Raw genomic sequence first — 17,730 nt, forward strand, 5'->3', positions numbered from 1 at the left:
AAGCCGTTAATGAATTAACGGCTTTTTAAATTAATGCTGTGGTGCCCACGGAGGGACTCGAACCCCCACACCCGAAGGCACATGGACCTGAACCATGCGCGTCTACCAATTCCGCCACGTGGGCAACGAAAGCGAGAATTATAAAGTAATGTCGGCTAAAGTCAATGAATTTAGCGCTTTGCTCGTCTTGTCATGCGAACTTTGCTTACTTAAACTTCGCTGTTTATTTTTGACGTAACCCGATAAACTAACGGCATTTGTGACGTTTAATATTTCTATCTGAAGAGATTCAACTGCTTTGAATAAACATCTTTATCCCATTCCTAGCCGCGAGGATATTCTCGGCGTTTTGCGCACTTCAAAAACTGCATTGAAGGCGACATCGATTGCAAAGAAATTGGGCGTGAAGCCTGAGGAGATCGACGGTATGGCAAAAAGACTGAAAGCGATGGAACGCGAAGGTCAGGTCAAACAGGATGCCGCAGGAAACTTCTCTGCCTTAGTGCAAGACAATTTGATCGTTGGCAAAGTAAGTAGTCATCGTGATGGTTATGGTTTCTTAACACCGGATGATGGTAGTCCTGATCTATACTTACCCGAGCGCGAAATGTCGCGTATCTTAAATGGAGATCGGGTAAGTGCAAAAGTCGTTGGTACGGATAGAAAAGGTCGCTTAGAAGGCAGTGTTACGGAAATTTTGGAGCGCGCCAATACGCACATAATTGGTCGCTTGATCAATGAAAATGGTGTTTGGTTGATTGCACCAGAAGATAATCGCATTAATCAAGATATTTTATTGGCAGGGACTCCGGGCAAGGCAAAAGTAGGTCAGGTAGTGAGTGTTGAGTTGATTGAACAGCCTACCAAATATTCACAAGCAGTTGGCAAGGTGGTTGAGATACTGGGTGAGATTGATGATCCTGGTATTGAAATTGAGATAGCGGTGCGTAAGTTTGGGGTGCCGCACGAATTTTCCGTCGCAGCAAAGCGTGCTGCTGAAAAATTGCCTTTTGATGTCAGTGCAAAAGATTTAGAAGATCGCGTCGATTTGCGAGATATTCCGCTCGTTACGATTGATGGCGAAGATGCGCGTGATTTTGATGATGCTGTGTATTGTGAACCCGTCAAAATCGGTCGCCAAAAAGCGTATCGACTGTTGGTTGCAATCGCCGATGTCAGTCACTACGTTAAACCCAATGATGCGATTGACGAAGATGCTCTATTGCGTAGTACGTCAGTGTATTTTCCACGCCGCGTCATTCCCATGTTGCCTGAAAAACTGTCTAACGGATTATGTTCATTAAATCCGAATGTCGATAGGTTGACCTTAGTCTGTGACATGGTTATCTCTCTGGACGGAGAAGTGACGGCGTATCAGTTTTATCCAGCGGTGATTCATTCTGCCGCACGCTTTACTTATACCGAAGTCGCCACCATCCTCGGTAATACAAAAGGACCGGAAGCGAATAAGCGCCTACCTTTGGTGCCACATTTGTTGCATTTGTATGAGTGCTTTCAGGTGTTGTTGAAAGCGCGTCAGCGTCGTGGCGCCATTGATTTCGAAACGACTGAAACCTATATCGTCGCCAACGCTGCAGGCAAGATAGAAAAAATCTTGCCGCGCACACGCAATGATGCACATAAGTTGATTGAAGAATGTATGTTGGCAGCCAATGTGTGCGCTGCTAGTTTGTTAGCTGAGTTTGAACATTTGGGCGTGTATCGAATCCACGCGGGACCAACCAAGGAAAAGTTAACTCAAGTAAGAAATTTCTTGCGTCAAGTTGGTTTGAATTTGATGGGCGGAGATACCCCATCTGCGTCTGATTATGCGCAGTTGATGGAAAAAATAAAAGGTCGCCCCGATTCACAATTACTGCAAACGATGTTGTTGCGCTCGATGCAGCAAGCGGTCTATAGCCCAGACAATATTGGTCATTTTGGTTTGTCATATGATGCCTATGCCCACTTTACAAGTCCGATTCGTCGTTATCCTGATTTACTCACGCATCGCGCTATTAAAGCGATTTTGCAAGGAAAAAAATACGAACCTAAGGGTATCGATACCAGCGTTCTGAATACCAGCGTATCGAATGCAGCACGCAAACAAATGGCGGCTGATCGTGCTGCTGGCAAAGAGCGTCAGCAAAAAGAAATCACCATTTGGGATATGCTCGGCACGCATTGCTCCGCCAATGAACGTCGTGCTGATGAAGCGTCGCGTGACGTAGAAGCCTGGCTCAAGTGTTACTACATGAAGAGCAAGTTAGGTGAAGAGTTCACCGGCACCATTTCTGGTGTAACGCAATTCGGTTTATTTGTTCAATTGGATGAAATGTTTGTGGAAGGCTTAGTTCATATCACTGAGCTCGGCGCTGATTATTTTCAATTCGATGACGCTCGTCATGAATTACGTGGCGAGCGCAGCGGGAAGCGTTATCAATTGACCGATAAAGTTAAAGTGGTAGTGAGCCGGGTTGATATCGATGCACGTAAAATTGATTTATCTTTGGCGACCAGTGCAGTACCTAATCGTTTCCCTAAAACACGTGAATTTGAAGAAATTGCAGAAACACGTCACGGAAAGCGTGGTGCAAATGTAAAAGCTGGGCGTGCCATCGAGAGCGATAAGTCGACCGTCAGTAGCAGGGCCAAAGCAGGCAAGGCAACTGCAGTTTATGTTGAAGCCGCACCTAGTAAAACCAGGCGTAAAAAAGTGTCAGTTGCAGCGACCCGTGCCGAACGTAAAGTAAAAACTGCAGCATCAGCGCGTAAGAAGCGCTAAGCTTGATTGCTGCGCCCCGTGCTTGGTTATCGTAAGAATGTCTTAGAACGTTGATGATCGCAATAGAGGACTGCGTGAGAAGACAGCATAAGCAGATTACATAAAAATTTGTAGTAACAATTCGTCGTAAAAAAATCGCATTAAGAAGTTTAATATATAAAAGAAGTGAGCAATGAAAAGTAAAATGATTTTCGGCTTTCATGCCGTGACGTCCCGTATTCGCCATGAAGCATCTTCAGTAGAAGAAATCTACGTAGACCATGATCGTTCGGATCGCCGTATGCAGGAATTGATACATGCCGCTAAGTCCGCTGGCATTCGAATTATTCAAGCGGATGACCAGCGTCTTTCTAATATCGTTGGGACGCGTCGTCATCAAGGTGTGGTCGCCAAAGCGGGTGAGCTTTCTTTAGCGCGTAATTTAGATGAATTACTTGATGCAATTGAAGGACCACCTTTGTTATTGATTTTGGACGGCATTACCGATCCGCATAATCTTGGGGCTTGTTTGCGTGTAGCTGATGGCGTTGGTGCTCATGCTGTGATCGCGCCTAAGGATCGCGCTGTTGGCTTAAATGCGACTGCCGAAAAAGTAGCGAGTGGGGCGGCAGAGACGGTGCCTTACATTACGGTAACCAATTTGGCGCGCACTATTCGTGATTTGAAAGAACGTGATATCTGGATTATCGGCACTTCCGATGATGTAGAAAAAACGATTTATGATGTGGACTTTAAAGGTGGCATCGCGATTGTGATGGGCAATGAAGGTGAGGGCATGCGTCGCTTAACTCGTGAGAATTGCGATATGCTAGTGCAAATTCCTATGTTGGGCTCAGTGGAAAGTTTGAATGTCTCAGTAGCCTCTGGCGTCTGTCTTTACGAGGCACGTCGTCAACGCATCGCCGCTCAGTAATTTCTATTGCGGCATCATCGTAGATGCCGCATCTTTGCTTTATTAAGCATCATTAAGCTTCATTCGGTTACTACGCATCATCCACTTTCATCGTGATTTGGTAAATAATGCGCTTTCAGCAGCAAACGCAAAAACCTTTTACACTAGGTGTCCTTCTACTAGATTGCACTGACTCTGCCAGTATTTTTCATTCCTATGTTTAAGCAACTTCGCGAAGATATCGCCAGCATCATCCAACGTGACCCCGCCGCTCGCAATACTTGGGAGGTGATTACCTGTTATCCGGGTCTGCAAGCGATTGTGATGCATGTGTGGGCTAAATGGTGTTGGACGCATGGTATGAAGTGGCTAGGGCGCTTTATTGCGCATCTGGCGCGGATTTTTACCGGAATTGAAATCCATCCTGGCGCGACCATAGGCAAGCGTGTGTTTATCGATCACGGTTTTGGCGTCGTGATTGGAGAAACTGCCGTGGTGGGCGATGATTGTACGATTTACCAAGGCGTTACTTTAGGTGGTACGTCCTTAACGAAAGGCGCTAAACGTCATCCGACATTAGAAGAGGGCGTGATTGTTGGCGCTGGCGCAAAAATCTTGGGTGGTTTTACCGTTGGTGCTGGCGCAAAAATCGGCTCTAATTCGGTGGTGATTAAACCCGTTCCAGCGGGTGCGACTGCAGTCGGAAATCCCGCACATTTGGTGAAATCAGGGCATGAAGTCAATGAAGGAAAAGATCCTGCTGCATTTAGCGCGTATGGATTAAGTGCGAATGGAGATGATCCCATTTCAAAAGCATTTCGCCAACTTACTGAACACGTCTGCTCGCAGCAAGAGCAAATTGAAAAATTGCGTTCGGCAATTTTGGTAGCAGGTATCGTTTGCGAAAAATCGTTGACTGAAAAACGTATCGATGCAGATGAAATTTCGCAGTTAGTGGATTAAACAATGGATTTGAATTTGTTTAAAGAAAAGGATTGAAATATATGTTTAGTCGAAGCAGTTATCATAGAATGATAATTTCCCGCGTTGTACCTGAATTAGCGGAAGTTGATTGCTATAAAGCGAAGACAATTATTGATAATGCCAGTAAACGGTTGCCGTTTAAAGATGCGCGAAATTGGCTTTTAATACTAGCATCAATTGCTTTTTCTTTGCCTTTCGTTTTACTGGTCTTTTTAGGTGATTTGTCATCCAAAGTTGGTTTGTCGTCATGGATGGAATTTTTCATATTTCCGTTGGTGATTCTCCCACTCGTAATACTGGTCGATGCAGTACATCTTCGTATTGTCAGACCTGAAATTTTGAGCTTATTAGCAGAATGAGTTGGCTTGCATGTTACGTTTAACTTAAATATGCCAGTCTGAATGTTTAATTTGTCACATTAAATGTTTATAGGTAGATAAATTGTAATTTTCCGCTTGGCTCCAAGCGTAGGTAACCACCGCGCTCTTTTGTGCCGTGATCACAATCCCAATCTGGTAAAACATAACGTAATCCATGTGTTTCGTGATGGGTCGCAGTACGATGGGTGTGTCCATGGATTAGATTGGCTCCCTGATATTGTTCACATAATTGAGCCACGGCATTTTGATTCACATCCATAATCGCCATGCTCTTGTTTCTCTGTTCGCTATTACTGGCCTGACGCATGCCTAGAATAATCGCTTTGCGCTCCTGTAAAGGCTTGTTTAGAAACTGCTGTTGCCAAGCTGGGTTGCGTACCATGGCGCGAAATGCCATATAACTGACATCATCGGTGCAAAGTGCATCACCATGTGAAATTAATAAATGCTGGCCAGCGAGATGCAGCTCATGCGGATCGTTTAAGAGTTGAGCAGACGTTTGATGTGCAAAGCTTTCTCCTACGAGAAAGTCGCGATTGCCGGCCATCCAATAGAGCGCGACACCAGCATCACTAACGGCTCGTAAGGCGGTAATAATATCCTGATTGTAAGGGGCATCACTGTCATCGTCGCCTGCCCAATATTCGAATAGATCACCCAGTAAGTAGAGACGCTCAGCTTGTATCGCTTGAGTGGACAAAAAGTGTAAAAACGTTGCGGTGGTAAGTGGGAGCGCGTCTGATAAATGAACATCCGAAACAAAAAGCGCAACCGCTTTTGGTTGCGCTTTTGAGTTTGAGTTTATGTTATCGGATAAAGTGGGCATACATAGAATCCAATAAAATAAGCTGTTTAGAAATTAAATAATTTCTGCTTTTTCGATAATAATATTTTCGACAGGAACATCGGCAAACATCCCGGAGCGTGTTGTTTTGGAAGCCGAAATTTTATCGACAACATCCTTGCCCTCGCTTACTTCGGCAAATACACAATATCCCCAGCCATCTTGACCTGGAAAGTTGAGGAATTCGTTATCTACGGTATTGATAAAAAATTGTGCTGAAGCAGAATGTGGGTCGCTGGTGCGCGCCATCGCTACACTATAGGGGACGTTTTTTAAACCATTTTTCGCTTCATTTTCGACTGGTGCATTGGTAGGTTTTTGTTTCATACCAACTTCAAAACCGCCGCCTTGTATCATAAAGCCGCGAATCACACGGTGAAAAATCGTGCCTGTGTAATGACCCGCTTCGACATAAGCGAGGAAGTTGGCTACTGTTTTTGGCGCTTTGTCTGCGTGGAGTTCGATTTTGATATTGCCGAGATTGGTGGTGAGTAGGACTGCCATGATAGACCTCAAAAAAAATGGATGATGTATTGTAACTGAATGCGATGTGAAAAAATCCTGTTATCAAGGCGCACTAATGCGCCTTTTTTTGATTAATCGATCTTATTAAACTAATTGTTTAAAGCAATTATTTGATTAATTTTACCGAGATAATGGTGATCGGTTTTGTTGGCACATTTTGGTAGATGCTAACGTCGGTTACCGCTGTAGTTTTGATTTTCTCAACCACATCCCAGCCCTCAATTACTTTGCCGAACGGCGTATAGCCTGCAGCAATTACCAAGGCGCGTGCGCGCGGTAAAGTGATGGGATCGCCGTTTTTCATGACCTGTACCGGATCGCCATCCGCTAGCGGCTGATAATTTAAAAAATCATTATTGTTGACGTTGATATAGAACTGCGCGCGAGCTGAGTTTGGATCGGGCATTCTTGCCATGGCGATCGTGCCCATGTCATTTTTTAAGCCTTGCTCGAACGCCATTTTTGCTTCGGATACCACAGGTTTATCAGTGGCTTTTTCTCTCATTGCGCTGTCCATACCACCGCCTTGAATCATAAAATTATCAATTACTCGGTGAAAAATGGTTTTGTTGTAATGTCCTTTTTTGACATAGCGTAAAAAATTTTCTACAGTCTTTGGAGCCTTTTCTGGATAGAGCTCCAGCACGATATCACCCATCGAGGTTTTAATATTGACTTTTGGCAGTTCTTGCGCACTGGCGTTAAAACTGCTTGTGAGGCATAGGCTAAACCAAGCAACAAGCAATGTCGCGCTTGCATTTTTTAGTCCGCGGCGTAAGGTGGAAATCATATTTTGCTCCTTTAATGCTCAGATGAAGATACGATGATGGTCAAATTGGGCTGCTTCAATTAACTACCTGTTTTCTCTTGCTTAATTAACCATCTGCCGTCTTGTTTTACCATCAATAAGGTCTTTCTACTGCTCGCAACAAGTGCGCCCGATTGGTAATTTTGTCTAAATTTTACAGTCGCGGTGTTGCCTTCTATTGTCACGGTAGGCTTATCAATCTGCACTGTAATTTTACCTTTGCCTTCTATCCTTGAGCGACGTTCTTCCATCCATGATTTGCGTGATTCTCCGTTAGGTGTTTGGAAGTCTTTTGCATAGTGGGCTAGATAGGCTTTTGTATTTTTTTGGCTCCAAACGCTAAGCCACTGTTCGACCGCTTTGATCACTTCACGCTGGGTGCCATTATTTATTTTATCGTTTGTCTTTTCAGGCTGGCGTTGTGCTTTGGCAAGCTGCGTACTTGCTTGCGGCAGGATTGCCGGAGCTTGTGGTTTCGGTAATGGTTGTGAATTTAATGTCGCGACTTTAGCGATATCCACATCAAGGCGATTGCCCGCAATCAGATTATTTTCTTCAAAAACAATACGCCATTGACCGGCTTCTTTTCCCCAGTATTGTTTATGCTTGAAGCTAGCTACACCTCGGCTGGTAGTAATGTCTTGAATAAAACTGCTCACTACTATCTCTTCCCGACCAGGATATTTAAATTGCGAGAGTTCACGCAAGTTGATGCCTGTTACGGTTGCGCCCGCAATACCTTGCACCTGCTTTTGCAGAAAATTCGCTAGGCCTTCATTTGAGCCAGTTTTAAAATTTTTACTGTAATGCTTCGCTAAAGCATTGGGGTTGCCAGTCGCAAAATCAGCTCGCCATGCATCGAGTATTTTTTTTGCTGATAGTTTTTCTGCGATCCAATTTGTGCTGTTGATAAACTCAATACGATCGCTAATGATTACCGGTGTTTTGGCAATATCGACGGTGGCCGCTAGTGCTAAAAAATCTTGATTCGACAAGACAACGCAGCCATCTGATGCGAGCGGTGCGCGGCTATAATTATGTTGTGGTACGCCATGTAACCATATGCCAGAACCACCGCGTCCATTTAATTTATCCCATTCGTTTGGGTAATTTAATGGTAGTGCGCCAGGGCCATAAAAATCAGGTAGTTTTGCTCCAGGCAAGCGCGTCGTAATATAGTAAACTCCGATAGGAGTGCGTTGGTCTCCCTCTTTAAATTTATCAACACCTAATTTACCCTGGCTGACGTAGTAATCATTGAGTAGGTTAGGTTTGCCACCGATGTTTTCATAAAGGAAAATTCGTGCGCGCTTGGCATCCATGACCAGCGCATAACGTTGTTCCTCGCTCATTTGCAATAATACATTTGGTATCAGGTCTTTTGATGGGCGTTCTGTGATGGCGCGAATTCTAGCCTGTGCCTCATCATGTAAGTCTTTTAATTTGTCATTTGCTGGGTTGGTGACCGCTCCAAAACGATTGACTGGACGCGTGCGCATGGTGATTAAATCGCCACGAATCAAATGCCCTAATTGAAAATTAGGGTAGGCCGTCAATAAAGCATCTATTTTTGTTTGCGCCTTATCCAGTTCATTATTGGCCAAATGTTGATAGACCTGAATTAATGTTAAATCAGGATTGGGGCCAGTTCTAGGTGCCTGGAAACTTGCTTTGTCAGGTGGATTGTTATTGGCCCATGCATCTTGGGTGTTTGCAACAAGTAAAATTAAGGCTGAAGCTAGGCTGAACGAGGCTGTTCCAATGAGCCTAGTCATTGAAACAGTGCTTGGAAAAGTGAAAAACATTAGCTGCCCGAACGCTCCTGCTTAATCAACCATTTTCCATCTTGTTTGCTGAGCACTAAGACTTTTCTGCTGGTCGACGACAGACGGTCAGAGCTATAAAATTGTTTGAATTTTACTGTTGCGGAATTGCCGTCAATACTTACGTTGGCATCTTCGACGCGCACATTAATTTTCCCTTTGCCTTCGATGCGTGAGCGGCGATCTTCTGCCCATGCTGCGCGAGACTCTCCTTTGGGAGTCTGAAAGTCTTTTGCGTAATGGCTTAGATATTTGTTGACGTCACGATTGCTCCACGCTTTGGCCCAAGTCTCTACCGTGTTTAGCACGGTATCTTTCTCATTGACTGCTGCAGTTGCTTTGCTATTAGTTGTCGGCGCTGGCGAGCTGGCGACTTTTGGCTCTGCTGATTTGGGCGGTGTCGCGACAACGGCTGGAGATGCAGGTAAGTTGGCAATCGGGCTTGTTGCCGCAATCGTTTTGGGATTGGTGCCACCCGTAGAGTTGCCGATCAAATTTTTAACTAGGTTTAGTTTCAACTTGGCAGTTGAATTGCCTGAGTCAAGTTGTAAGGCTTTGTCATAAGATTGACTAGCTAATTTAGCATAGACATCGCCCAGATTTTCATGGGCGGTACCATAAGTAGGGTTGGTGCGAATCGCCATTTCCAAAGCGGTGCTAGCTTTTAAGTATTGTCCGTTGGACGCGTATAAAACCGCTAAATTATTATAGGGTTCTGGTAGTTCTGGATAATCGTCGGTTAATTTGGTAAAGATAACAATCGCATCGTTGGCCTTATTTTGCTCGGTCAGAATGATGCCTTTTAAAAAGCGCATCTGAGCGTCTTTGGGGCGTTGACTTAAGACAGCATCTATTTTTTTTAATGCTTCGTTGAGTTGTCCAGCTTTGTATAATTTACTCGCATCACTAGCGTCGTCTGCGAAACTGATCGCTGGGCACATTGCGCCGAGTAAAATCGTTACTGCAAATGCGTTTTTTATAGAGTGTCGCATAATTTAATTGAGTGTCTTTTCTATTGATTTTGTGAATTCTACGAGCCTGCGTACTAAGTCGGGAATATGCATTTTGACTTGTTTGCGCCAGCCAATTGATAACAGTCATTGGAAGTAAGCGCAGATCAGGCGCAATCTTAACAAATAAACTCGTTAGTGCGTTGTAGATATTAGCTGCTTGAGGCGAAAAAGTAGCATTCTATGGTTGTTTGACGAGAAATAACTTTTGAGGCTAGGCACTGACGGCCTATGCCGTGGCATACATTTATCTATTCCAATTCATTTGCGTTGATTAACATTTCTTATCGTTATTCTTTTTTGTTATGTGCTGTAAAAAGCTTGCTATTTTTGCTTGTTAAATCAGTTTTTCTATCGGTTTCGCGACTCATTCACACGATAAAATAGTCATTTCAGAATCATTATCATGTAAAATCGGCGGCTTTCTCTTAATACGAGCTAGGTACATAAGTACAGTGGGTGTACGACCTAGCACGTGACATACCGATTTGACGAGCATCCTTTGTAATACGGAAGATAATAAATGAATAAAGATAGTCGAGTCCGTAACGAAGAATTGCATGTACCTGATTACTGGGAAGAGGCAAAAGTTGAGTTGATGAAGCGCGATAGAATTTTGCGTAAGTTAATTCCACAATTTGGTGATTTGTACCTAATGGGGCGCGATGATCCATTTACCACTTTGACTCGATCTATTATTGCACAGCAAATTTCTGGTGTTTCAGCTAATGCTTTGTGGGAGAATTATTTAATCGTGTGTCCTAAATCGACACCAGAGCAAGTTATCGCGGCCGGCAGAGACAAACTGTTATCGAGTGGCTTGTCAAAGCGTAAAACCGATTACATTTTAGATTTGGCTGGGCATTTTAAAGACGGTAAAGTGCATGTCGACAAATGGGCAGATATGTCGGATGAAGAGGTTATTGCCGAGCTTGTCCAAATTAGAGGCATTAGCCGTTGGACCGCTGAAATGTTTTTAATTTTTAATTTATTACGACCAAATATTTTGCCTTTGGACGATAATGGCCTAATCTCAGGAATTAGTAAGAATTATTTTTCTGGAGAACCTGTTTCTCGTATCGATATTCGCGAGGTTGCCGCAAATTGGGAGCCTTGGAGAACTGTAGCGACGTGGTATATGTGGCGCAGTCTAGATTCAAATTTGATATAACGTAATACAGCTAAACTAGTTATATTTAAGCTAGTTAAGTTAAGTTAAGTTTATTTTTTTAACTCGTGTGGATTTTTTAAGGAGGCACGATGACTAAAACGACATTTCTAGGATTTGAGCAATCAATCGCAGAACTTGAGACAAAGATAGAAGAATTACGTTTTGTGCAAGACGATTCTGCGGTAGATATTTCAGAAGAAATTGATCGCTTATCCCAAAAAAGTCAGATGTTAACGAAGGATATTTACGCCAAATTGACACCATGGCAGGTCTCACAAATTTCTCGTCATCCACAACGCCCCTACACGCTAGACTATATTTCCCAGATATTTACGGATTTCCATGAGTTACATGGTGACCGTTCCTTCGCTGATGATTTGGCAATTGTTGGTGGTTTGGCTCGTTTTAATGGCCAGGCATGTATGGTTATCGGGCATCAGAAAGGCAGAGATACAAAAGAGCGCGCTATGCGTAATTTCGGTATGCCTAAGCCAGAGGGCTATCGTAAGGCGATGCGCCTAATGAAGTTGGCCGAAAAATTTGATATTCCAGTTTTTACCTTTGTAGACACAACTGGCGCGTGGCCAGGGATTGATGCAGAAGAGCGTGGACAGTCTGAGGCTATTGGCCACAATTTGTATGTCATGGCAGAACTCAAAGTGCCTTTGATTACCACTATTATTGGCGAAGGTGGTTCGGGTGGTGCCTTAGCGTTGGCAGTTGGTGACTCCGTATTGATGCTGCAATATGCAACTTACTCCGTGATCTCCCCTGAAGGTTGTGCCTCTATATTGTGGAAAACTTCAGAGCGCGCCTCTGATGCCGCGGAAGCGCTTGGTTTGACCGCTAATCGTTTAAAAGCGATGGGTTTGATCGATAAAATTATTAACGAACCGCTGGGGGGGGCACATCGTGATCCCAAGCAAATGTGTGCCTTAGTTAAACGTGCTTTGGCCGATACTTTGCGTCAATTCCAGGGCATGAAAACCAAAGACTTATTAGAGGCGCGTCATGAAAAATTGATGAGCTATGGTAAGTTTAAGGAAACCCGAGTGGCAGAATGAGCTTAACGCACTTAATTAGTGCTAAGCAGTTCGAACAGAATTTTTTTGCCAGACTTACTGACATCCTAGAGAGTCAAGTGCCCACAGCCAAGCAAAATGGTTTTGCCGTGGCTTATAGTGGGGGGCTTGACTCTACTGTTCTGCTCAAGCTCGCACAACGCTTTGCTGAACAGAAAAACATTCCCCTAGTTGCCTATCACATACATCATGGCTTAAGCCCGAATGCAGATGCATGGCTGCAGCATTGCCAATCAATTTGTGGCGATGCTGGTATTCGTTTTCGCTTTATAAAAGTCCAGGTGAATCAACAAGGGCAGGGCGTCGAGTCTGCTGCGCGTAGTTCGCGTTATGCGGCATTGGGCGAGTTGTGTGCAATCGATCAAATTCCTGTTTTGCTAACCGCACATCATCTGGACGATCAGGCTGAAACCATGTTGATGCAATTATTGCGAGGCACTGGTTTGCGCGGCTTGGCTGGCATGGATTACTTTAACTATGCTCCTTCGTTGCTAAGAAATACTGAATTACTGTTGGCCAGACCTTTGTTGTCAGAGGCAAAACAGACTTTGCTTCATTATGCTCAATTGCATGGCTTGGTGAATATTGAAGATGAATCAAATGGCCTCACCTGCTACACCAGAAATGCACTACGTCTGCTTGTGATGCCAGAGATAGAAAAAATAGCACCTGAATTTTCAGAGCGTTTGTTGCGTACTTCCGAGCATGTTCGCTCGGCTAATCGAGTTTTGGATGAGGTCGCGGCACAGGATTTGGCACTCAGTCTGGATGGTGTCGATTTAAAGCTCCCGGTATTAAAGAGTTTAAGTGCAGATCGTTTGAGTAATGTATTTCGCTATTGGTTGCAGCGACAGGGAATTCAATTGCCTTCTTCTGCAAAATTGCGGGAAATGCAAAATCAACTATTTGATGCGCGAGCAGATGCGCGTGTTACGGTTGCGCATTTACATTATGTTTTGTATCGCTATGACGATAAAATCACTCTCATCGATACGAGTCATGTTAGTCATTATGTTGGTAGCTTATGGATACAATGGGCGGGCGAGGAGCGACTTTATTTGCCTGAGTTGAAAGGTAGTTTTTTGTTTCGGCGGGTGTCTGGTGTTGAAGGTATTGATCCTAAAGTTTTGTTGGAAAATAAATTGGAAGTCCGTCAGCGCAAGGGCGGTGAGCGTCTTCGTTTAGGTAAGTTGAGGCCATCGCGGGATATGAAAAGTCATTTTCAAAGTCTGCGCATACCATTTTGGCGTCGAGAAAAATTACCCTATGTTTATATAGAAAATGATTTACTTCATGTCGGTTTGGTTGGCACCGATGCGGCATTCTTGTCTGGGTCCGATGGTGCAAACAAGATCGAGCTTGTTTGGATTCCCGATCAGGCTAGTATTCAAATTTGAGTTGGTGGTTGTGCGTAATAAATGAGAGAGTTTAATCAATGAGCAGGCAAATTGTACTGGACACTGAAACTACAGGTCTAAACCCTCGTTTGGGAAATCGTGTTATTGAAATTGGTTGCGTTGAATTACTTAATCGTAAATTAACTGGCAATAACTTCCATCGCTACATTAATCCTCAGCGCGATTCGGAAGAGGGCGCGTTGACAGTCCATGGTTTGACAACGGAATTTTTGAGCGATAAGCCTACTTTCTCTCAGATTGCCACCGAATTTATTGAGTTTGTTAGAGATGCAGAAATTGTTATTCATAACGCACCATTTGATTTGGGTTTTCTGAACGCAGAATTTGAGCGTTTGGGACTTCCAAAATTCGAGGAGCATGTATCCGCCGTAGTTGATACCTTGGTTCAGGCGAAAGAGCTGCATCCAGGTAAACGAAATTCTCTAGATGCCTTGTGCGATCGTTATGAGATTTCAAACTCACATCGTAAATTGCATGGCGCTTTGTTGGATGCGGAGTTGTTAGCGGATGTTTTTTTGGCAATGTCTCGCGGCCAAAATAGTTTTAGTATCGAGGAAGATGAAGCGCCAGCAGAAGTGGTTGCGACAATTGTTGAGGCAGAAGAGATCGATTTCAATACCTTGGTACATTCGGCAAGTGATCGAGAATTGGAGATGCATGAGGACCTGGTTAATGACATTTCCAAGGCTTCTAATGGAAATTGTTTTTGGAAAACAGAGTCTATCAGTTGAAAATATATTAAATTTTAGATGATGAGTTTCATTTTGATAGTTATTGGTTTTGTTAACTGACTATGATTTTTAATATCTTTTTGGTATTTTTCAGCTAAATACCAACAAAATTTTGAAAAATATTTTGAGCTCCACCCTAAAGTGGCGCTTTTTTTTGTCGTTAATGTTTGTAGGAAATCCTCGAAATTAATTTTAAAAATATTTTTGAATTTGCCCTAAAGTTTTCTAAATCGCTGCCGTTAATGTATTTGAAGACGATAGTTTTACTTGGCTGAGTTTTTTAAGTTATTGTTTTTATTAGGTTTTATTGAGTTTTTCCTGATATAGGTAAAATTCACATTTCAAATATAAATCGCAAATATATTTTTGTGATTTCTCTTAATGATCCAATGTAGGATGAATTCCTATTGGGTCTTTCTTTATTTTCTGGATTCAATTCCAGGCTTCCGCTGATACTCCCTAATTTTGCTTGGTAACACAATGTATCCCACTGGCAACACATTCTGTCAGGACTACATAGTGGGAGTATTAAAATGACACCAAATGATATGATGGCTGAAATTCGCGATGCTAACCTGAGTTACCTCATGCTCGCCCAGCAAATGATCCGTGCTGACAAAGCAACTGCAATCTTTCGCTTAGGCATCGGTAAAGAAATCGCTGATTTGATCGAAGGCTTAAACAATGCTCAGATTTTAAAATTGGCGGGCTCTAATATGATGTTGGCTCGTTTCAGATTCGAAGATAGCTCCATTCTTTGCATGTTGACTAATTACAATAAAGAACGTTCTTTGGCGCATTCGCATGCTGCTATTTTGATGGCTGGCCAAAAAGTAGAAGAAATTGCTTAATTGCTCAAATTGGCGTTTTAAATTGTTTTTGAAGATTGAGGTGTAGTCATGGCAACGAAAAGTATTGTGAATGAAGCTAACGAAATTCAATTGGCAGTAGATTTAGTTAACTTGGGTGCACGCTTGCAGTTACTGGAATCAGAAACGTCATTGTCACGTGAGCGTTTGTTGAAAATCTACAAGGAGTTGAAGGGCGTGTCTCCACCGAAAGGTATGCTGCCGTTTTCTACTGATTGGTTTGTGACTTGGCAGCCTAATATTCATTCTTCTCTTTTTATGAATATTTTTAAGTACTTGCGCGAGCATGCGGAAATTAGTGGTATTCATGCCGTGGTTAAGGCTTATAAACTCTATCTTGAGCAAATGCCAACACCAGATGGTGAAGAGCCAGTTCTATCATTGACTCGTGCGTGGACATTGGTACGTTTCTTCGAAGGAAATATGCTTTCGTTCGTCAAATGCGAGCACTGTGGCGGTCAGTTTGTTGGGCATACATTGGATTTGCATGATCATTATGCCTGTGGCTTATGTCATGTTCCTTCTCGTGCTGGTAAAACAAAAAAAGCGAGAGCAGTTGAAATGTCACATGCCTTTGCTTAGTTACGTTAAAATTCGCTTGCTTCAAGTTAAGTTTGATTTGGTTTTTGATGCGGCTTATGAAGGGTGAGCAATTTGAAGTTGTCAATCGGAATCCGAGCATTGTTATTGCAGTTGGCTAGTCTAGTATTGACGTATTCATTGTTGCTGCTGTTGAAGATTGGTTTTGGTATTTCATTTGGTTTTTTTGTTGGGCTCTTGATTCACTGCTGTTTCGCGGCTTGCGCAGCTTTAATACTGCGATTTGATTGGTGGTGGGGCTTAATTCAATTCTTATTTCCGCTTTTGGTGTATTGGTCATATTGGCAAAATATACCGTCCTATTTTTATCTCATTGGCTTGTTCGTTTTAAGTCTGTTGTTCTGGTCGACTTACCGGACGCAAGTGCCTTATTATCCTTCTAAATCTGCATTAATTATTCCTGTTTCGACATTGCTTCCAAGTGATGCGCCATTTAATTTCATTGATCTTGGTAGTGGAATGGGCGGCTTGGTGCTTGACCTTTCCGCGCGTAGTAAAAACGGGCAATTTTTTGGCGTTGAAATTGCACCCTTGCCTTGGTTGGTCAGCGTATTACGTTCTTTTTTTCGAAAACCACCAGTGAAATTTTACTTTGGTAGCTATACTGGGATTGATTTATCGCATTTTCGCGTGGTTTTTTGCTACTTATCTCCGGCAGCGATGACCGATCTCTGGCTAAAGGTGAAAGCTGAAATGCAGCCGGGATCACTTTTTCTGAGTTACGAGTTTATTGTGCCTGATGCCCCTCCCGATCTATGTTTGGAGTTGGAGTCGGACGGATCCTTGCTATATGGCTGGCGTATATAATGAAACAACAGAAATATATTTTTTGAGCAATATTCTGGGAAATGTTGCCTAATGTTACCAGATCGCTGGTATTCTTGAGTTATCGCTCGAAACCGTAGTAAATCGAGGTCAAATTGATGAAGGAGACTAACTCGTGTTCGTTATTGTGGGTTATATCATTGTATGCGGGTCCGTTTTTGGTGGTTTTGTGCTGGCTGGTGGGCACATGGCGGTGCTGTTTCAGCCGATTGAATTGTTGATGATTGGTGGTGCTGCCGTAGGAGCGGCATTTGTCGGCAATACACCAAAATCACTTAAAGCGTCGTTGAAGGCATTGCCTTCTGTCTTCAAGGGCTCTCCATATTCAAAAGCCATGTATATGGAATTAATGACGATGTTATTTGATGTTCTGACCAAGATTCGTAAAGAAGGTTTGATGTCGATTGAAGGTGACATCGAAAAGCCTGAAGAAAGCCCTTTATTTAGTAAATATCCTTTGGTGGTCGGCGATCATCATTTGATGGAATTTTTATCTGATTATTTGCGTTTGATGGTATCTGGCAATATGGACGCTTTTCAGATTGAAAACCTGATGGATAATGAGTTGGAAACCCACCATCATGAGGGCGCTATTCCAGCTCATTTTATGGCAAAGTTAGGCGATGGTTTGCCAGCGTTTGGTATTGTGGCAGCTGTGATGGGCGTTGTGCATACTATGGAGTCTGTTGGTATTCCACCTGCTGAATTGGGGATTCTAATCGCTAAAGCCTTGGTGGGTACGTTTTTGGGTATCTTGCTGGCGTATGGTTTCGTGGGACCATTATCTAGTTTGATGGAGCAAAAATTGGATGAGTCGTCGAAAGCTTTTCAGTGCGTTAAAGTGACATTGTTGGCGAGTTTAAATGGTTACGCGCCAGCACTTTCGGTTGAATTTGGTCGTAAAGTGCTTTATTCAACTGAGCGTCCAACGTTTTCTGAACTTGAAGAACATATCAAGCAATCTAAGTCTAAATAGTTTGATG

General features: G+C 43.2%; 17 protein-coding genes and 1 tRNA gene. 12 read left to right on the forward strand and 6 right to left on the reverse strand.

Annotation, left to right across the window (positions count from 1 at the left end; genetic code table 11):
- Positions 1-39: 39 nt before the first annotated feature.
- Positions 40-124: transfer RNA gene (locus tag ACFFJH_RS01425), tRNA-Leu, on the reverse strand.
- 174 nt (positions 125-298) lie between these two features.
- Between ACFFJH_RS01425 and rnr the strand changes: the two genes are divergently transcribed.
- From rnr to ACFFJH_RS01445, 4 genes are all read left to right on the forward strand, one after another.
- On the forward strand, positions 299-2,785 hold the full coding sequence (rnr, locus tag ACFFJH_RS01430) for a ribonuclease R (RefSeq protein ID WP_390209508.1): 2,487 nt from the start codon (positions 299-301) through the stop codon (positions 2,783-2,785).
- A gap of 172 nt (positions 2,786-2,957) precedes the next feature.
- Positions 2,958-3,698, forward strand: a complete 741-nt coding sequence (gene rlmB / locus ACFFJH_RS01435; protein ID WP_390209509.1) for a 23S rRNA (guanosine(2251)-2'-O)-methyltransferase RlmB — start codon at positions 2,958-2,960, stop codon at positions 3,696-3,698.
- Between the two features lie 195 nt (positions 3,699-3,893).
- Positions 3,894-4,640 carry a serine O-acetyltransferase gene (gene cysE / locus ACFFJH_RS01440; RefSeq protein ID WP_390209510.1) on the forward strand — a complete coding sequence of 249 codons (747 nt, stop codon included), beginning with the start codon at positions 3,894-3,896 and terminating at the stop codon, positions 4,638-4,640.
- A gap of 41 nt (positions 4,641-4,681) precedes the next feature.
- Positions 4,682-5,020 (forward strand): hypothetical protein, encoded by a 339-nt coding sequence (locus ACFFJH_RS01445; protein WP_390209511.1) that lies wholly within the window; start codon positions 4,682-4,684, stop codon positions 5,018-5,020.
- A 67-nt stretch (positions 5,021-5,087) separates the two neighbouring features.
- Here the strand turns inward: ACFFJH_RS01445 and ACFFJH_RS01450 are convergent, their stop codons facing one another.
- The 5 genes from ACFFJH_RS01450 to ACFFJH_RS01470 form a co-directional block, all read right to left on the reverse strand.
- The gene (locus ACFFJH_RS01450) at positions 5,088-5,867 is read right to left on the reverse strand and encodes a UDP-2,3-diacylglucosamine diphosphatase (RefSeq protein WP_390209513.1); all 780 of its coding nucleotides are present in this window, start codon (positions 5,865-5,867) and stop codon (positions 5,088-5,090) included.
- A 33-nt stretch (positions 5,868-5,900) separates the two neighbouring features.
- Positions 5,901-6,389, reverse strand: coding sequence for a peptidylprolyl isomerase (locus ACFFJH_RS01455; protein ID WP_390209515.1), 489 nt, complete (start codon positions 6,387-6,389; stop codon positions 5,901-5,903).
- Positions 6,390-6,516: 127 nt separating this feature from the next.
- A complete protein-coding gene (locus ACFFJH_RS01460) occupies positions 6,517-7,200 on the reverse strand; it encodes a peptidylprolyl isomerase (protein WP_390209517.1) in 684 nt (227 codons plus the stop codon).
- Between the two features lie 59 nt (positions 7,201-7,259).
- A complete protein-coding gene (locus tag ACFFJH_RS01465) occupies positions 7,260-8,993 on the reverse strand; it encodes a L,D-transpeptidase family protein (RefSeq protein ID WP_390209519.1) in 1,734 nt (577 codons plus the stop codon).
- A 29-nt stretch (positions 8,994-9,022) separates the two neighbouring features.
- Positions 9,023-10,033, reverse strand: a complete 1,011-nt coding sequence (locus ACFFJH_RS01470) for a L,D-transpeptidase Cds6 family protein (RefSeq protein WP_390209520.1) — start codon at positions 10,031-10,033, stop codon at positions 9,023-9,025.
- 541 nt (positions 10,034-10,574) lie between these two features.
- Here ACFFJH_RS01470 and ACFFJH_RS01475 point away from each other — a divergent pair.
- The 8 genes from ACFFJH_RS01475 (at position 10,575) to motA (ending at position 17,723) form a co-directional block, all read left to right on the forward strand.
- On the forward strand, positions 10,575-11,222 hold the full coding sequence (locus tag ACFFJH_RS01475) for a DNA-3-methyladenine glycosylase family protein (protein ID WP_390209521.1): 648 nt from the start codon (positions 10,575-10,577) through the stop codon (positions 11,220-11,222).
- Between the two features lie 89 nt (positions 11,223-11,311).
- Entirely contained in the window at positions 11,312-12,286 is a 975-nt protein-coding gene (locus ACFFJH_RS01480) for an acetyl-CoA carboxylase carboxyltransferase subunit alpha (RefSeq protein ID WP_390209522.1), read from the forward strand.
- On the forward strand, positions 12,283-13,701 hold the full coding sequence (gene tilS / locus ACFFJH_RS01485) for a tRNA lysidine(34) synthetase TilS (RefSeq protein ID WP_390209523.1): 1,419 nt from the start codon (positions 12,283-12,285) through the stop codon (positions 13,699-13,701). The genes ACFFJH_RS01480 and tilS overlap by 4 nt, the downstream gene beginning before the upstream one ends.
- Positions 13,702-13,739: 38 nt before the next feature.
- Positions 13,740-14,453, forward strand: a complete 714-nt coding sequence (dnaQ, locus tag ACFFJH_RS01490; protein WP_390209524.1) for a DNA polymerase III subunit epsilon — start codon at positions 13,740-13,742, stop codon at positions 14,451-14,453.
- A gap of 533 nt (positions 14,454-14,986) precedes the next feature.
- Positions 14,987-15,304 carry a flagellar transcriptional regulator FlhD gene (gene flhD, locus ACFFJH_RS01495; RefSeq protein ID WP_390209525.1) on the forward strand — a complete coding sequence of 106 codons (318 nt, stop codon included), beginning with the start codon at positions 14,987-14,989 and terminating at the stop codon, positions 15,302-15,304.
- Between the two features lie 48 nt (positions 15,305-15,352).
- Entirely contained in the window at positions 15,353-15,904 is a 552-nt protein-coding gene (gene flhC, locus ACFFJH_RS01500; protein ID WP_390209526.1) for a flagellar transcriptional regulator FlhC, read from the forward strand.
- Positions 15,905-15,982: 78 nt separating this feature from the next.
- Positions 15,983-16,729, forward strand: coding sequence for a class I SAM-dependent methyltransferase (locus tag ACFFJH_RS01505; RefSeq protein WP_390209528.1), 747 nt, complete (start codon positions 15,983-15,985; stop codon positions 16,727-16,729).
- Positions 16,730-16,862: 133 nt separating this feature from the next.
- Positions 16,863-17,723, forward strand: coding sequence for a flagellar motor stator protein MotA (motA, locus tag ACFFJH_RS01510; protein WP_390209529.1), 861 nt, complete (start codon positions 16,863-16,865; stop codon positions 17,721-17,723).
- Positions 17,724-17,730 lie beyond the last annotated feature (7 nt).

Source organism: Affinundibacterium danionis, from assembly GCF_042432465.1.
GTDB classification, from domain to species: domain Bacteria; phylum Pseudomonadota; class Gammaproteobacteria; order Burkholderiales; family Burkholderiaceae_D; genus Undibacterium; species Undibacterium danionis.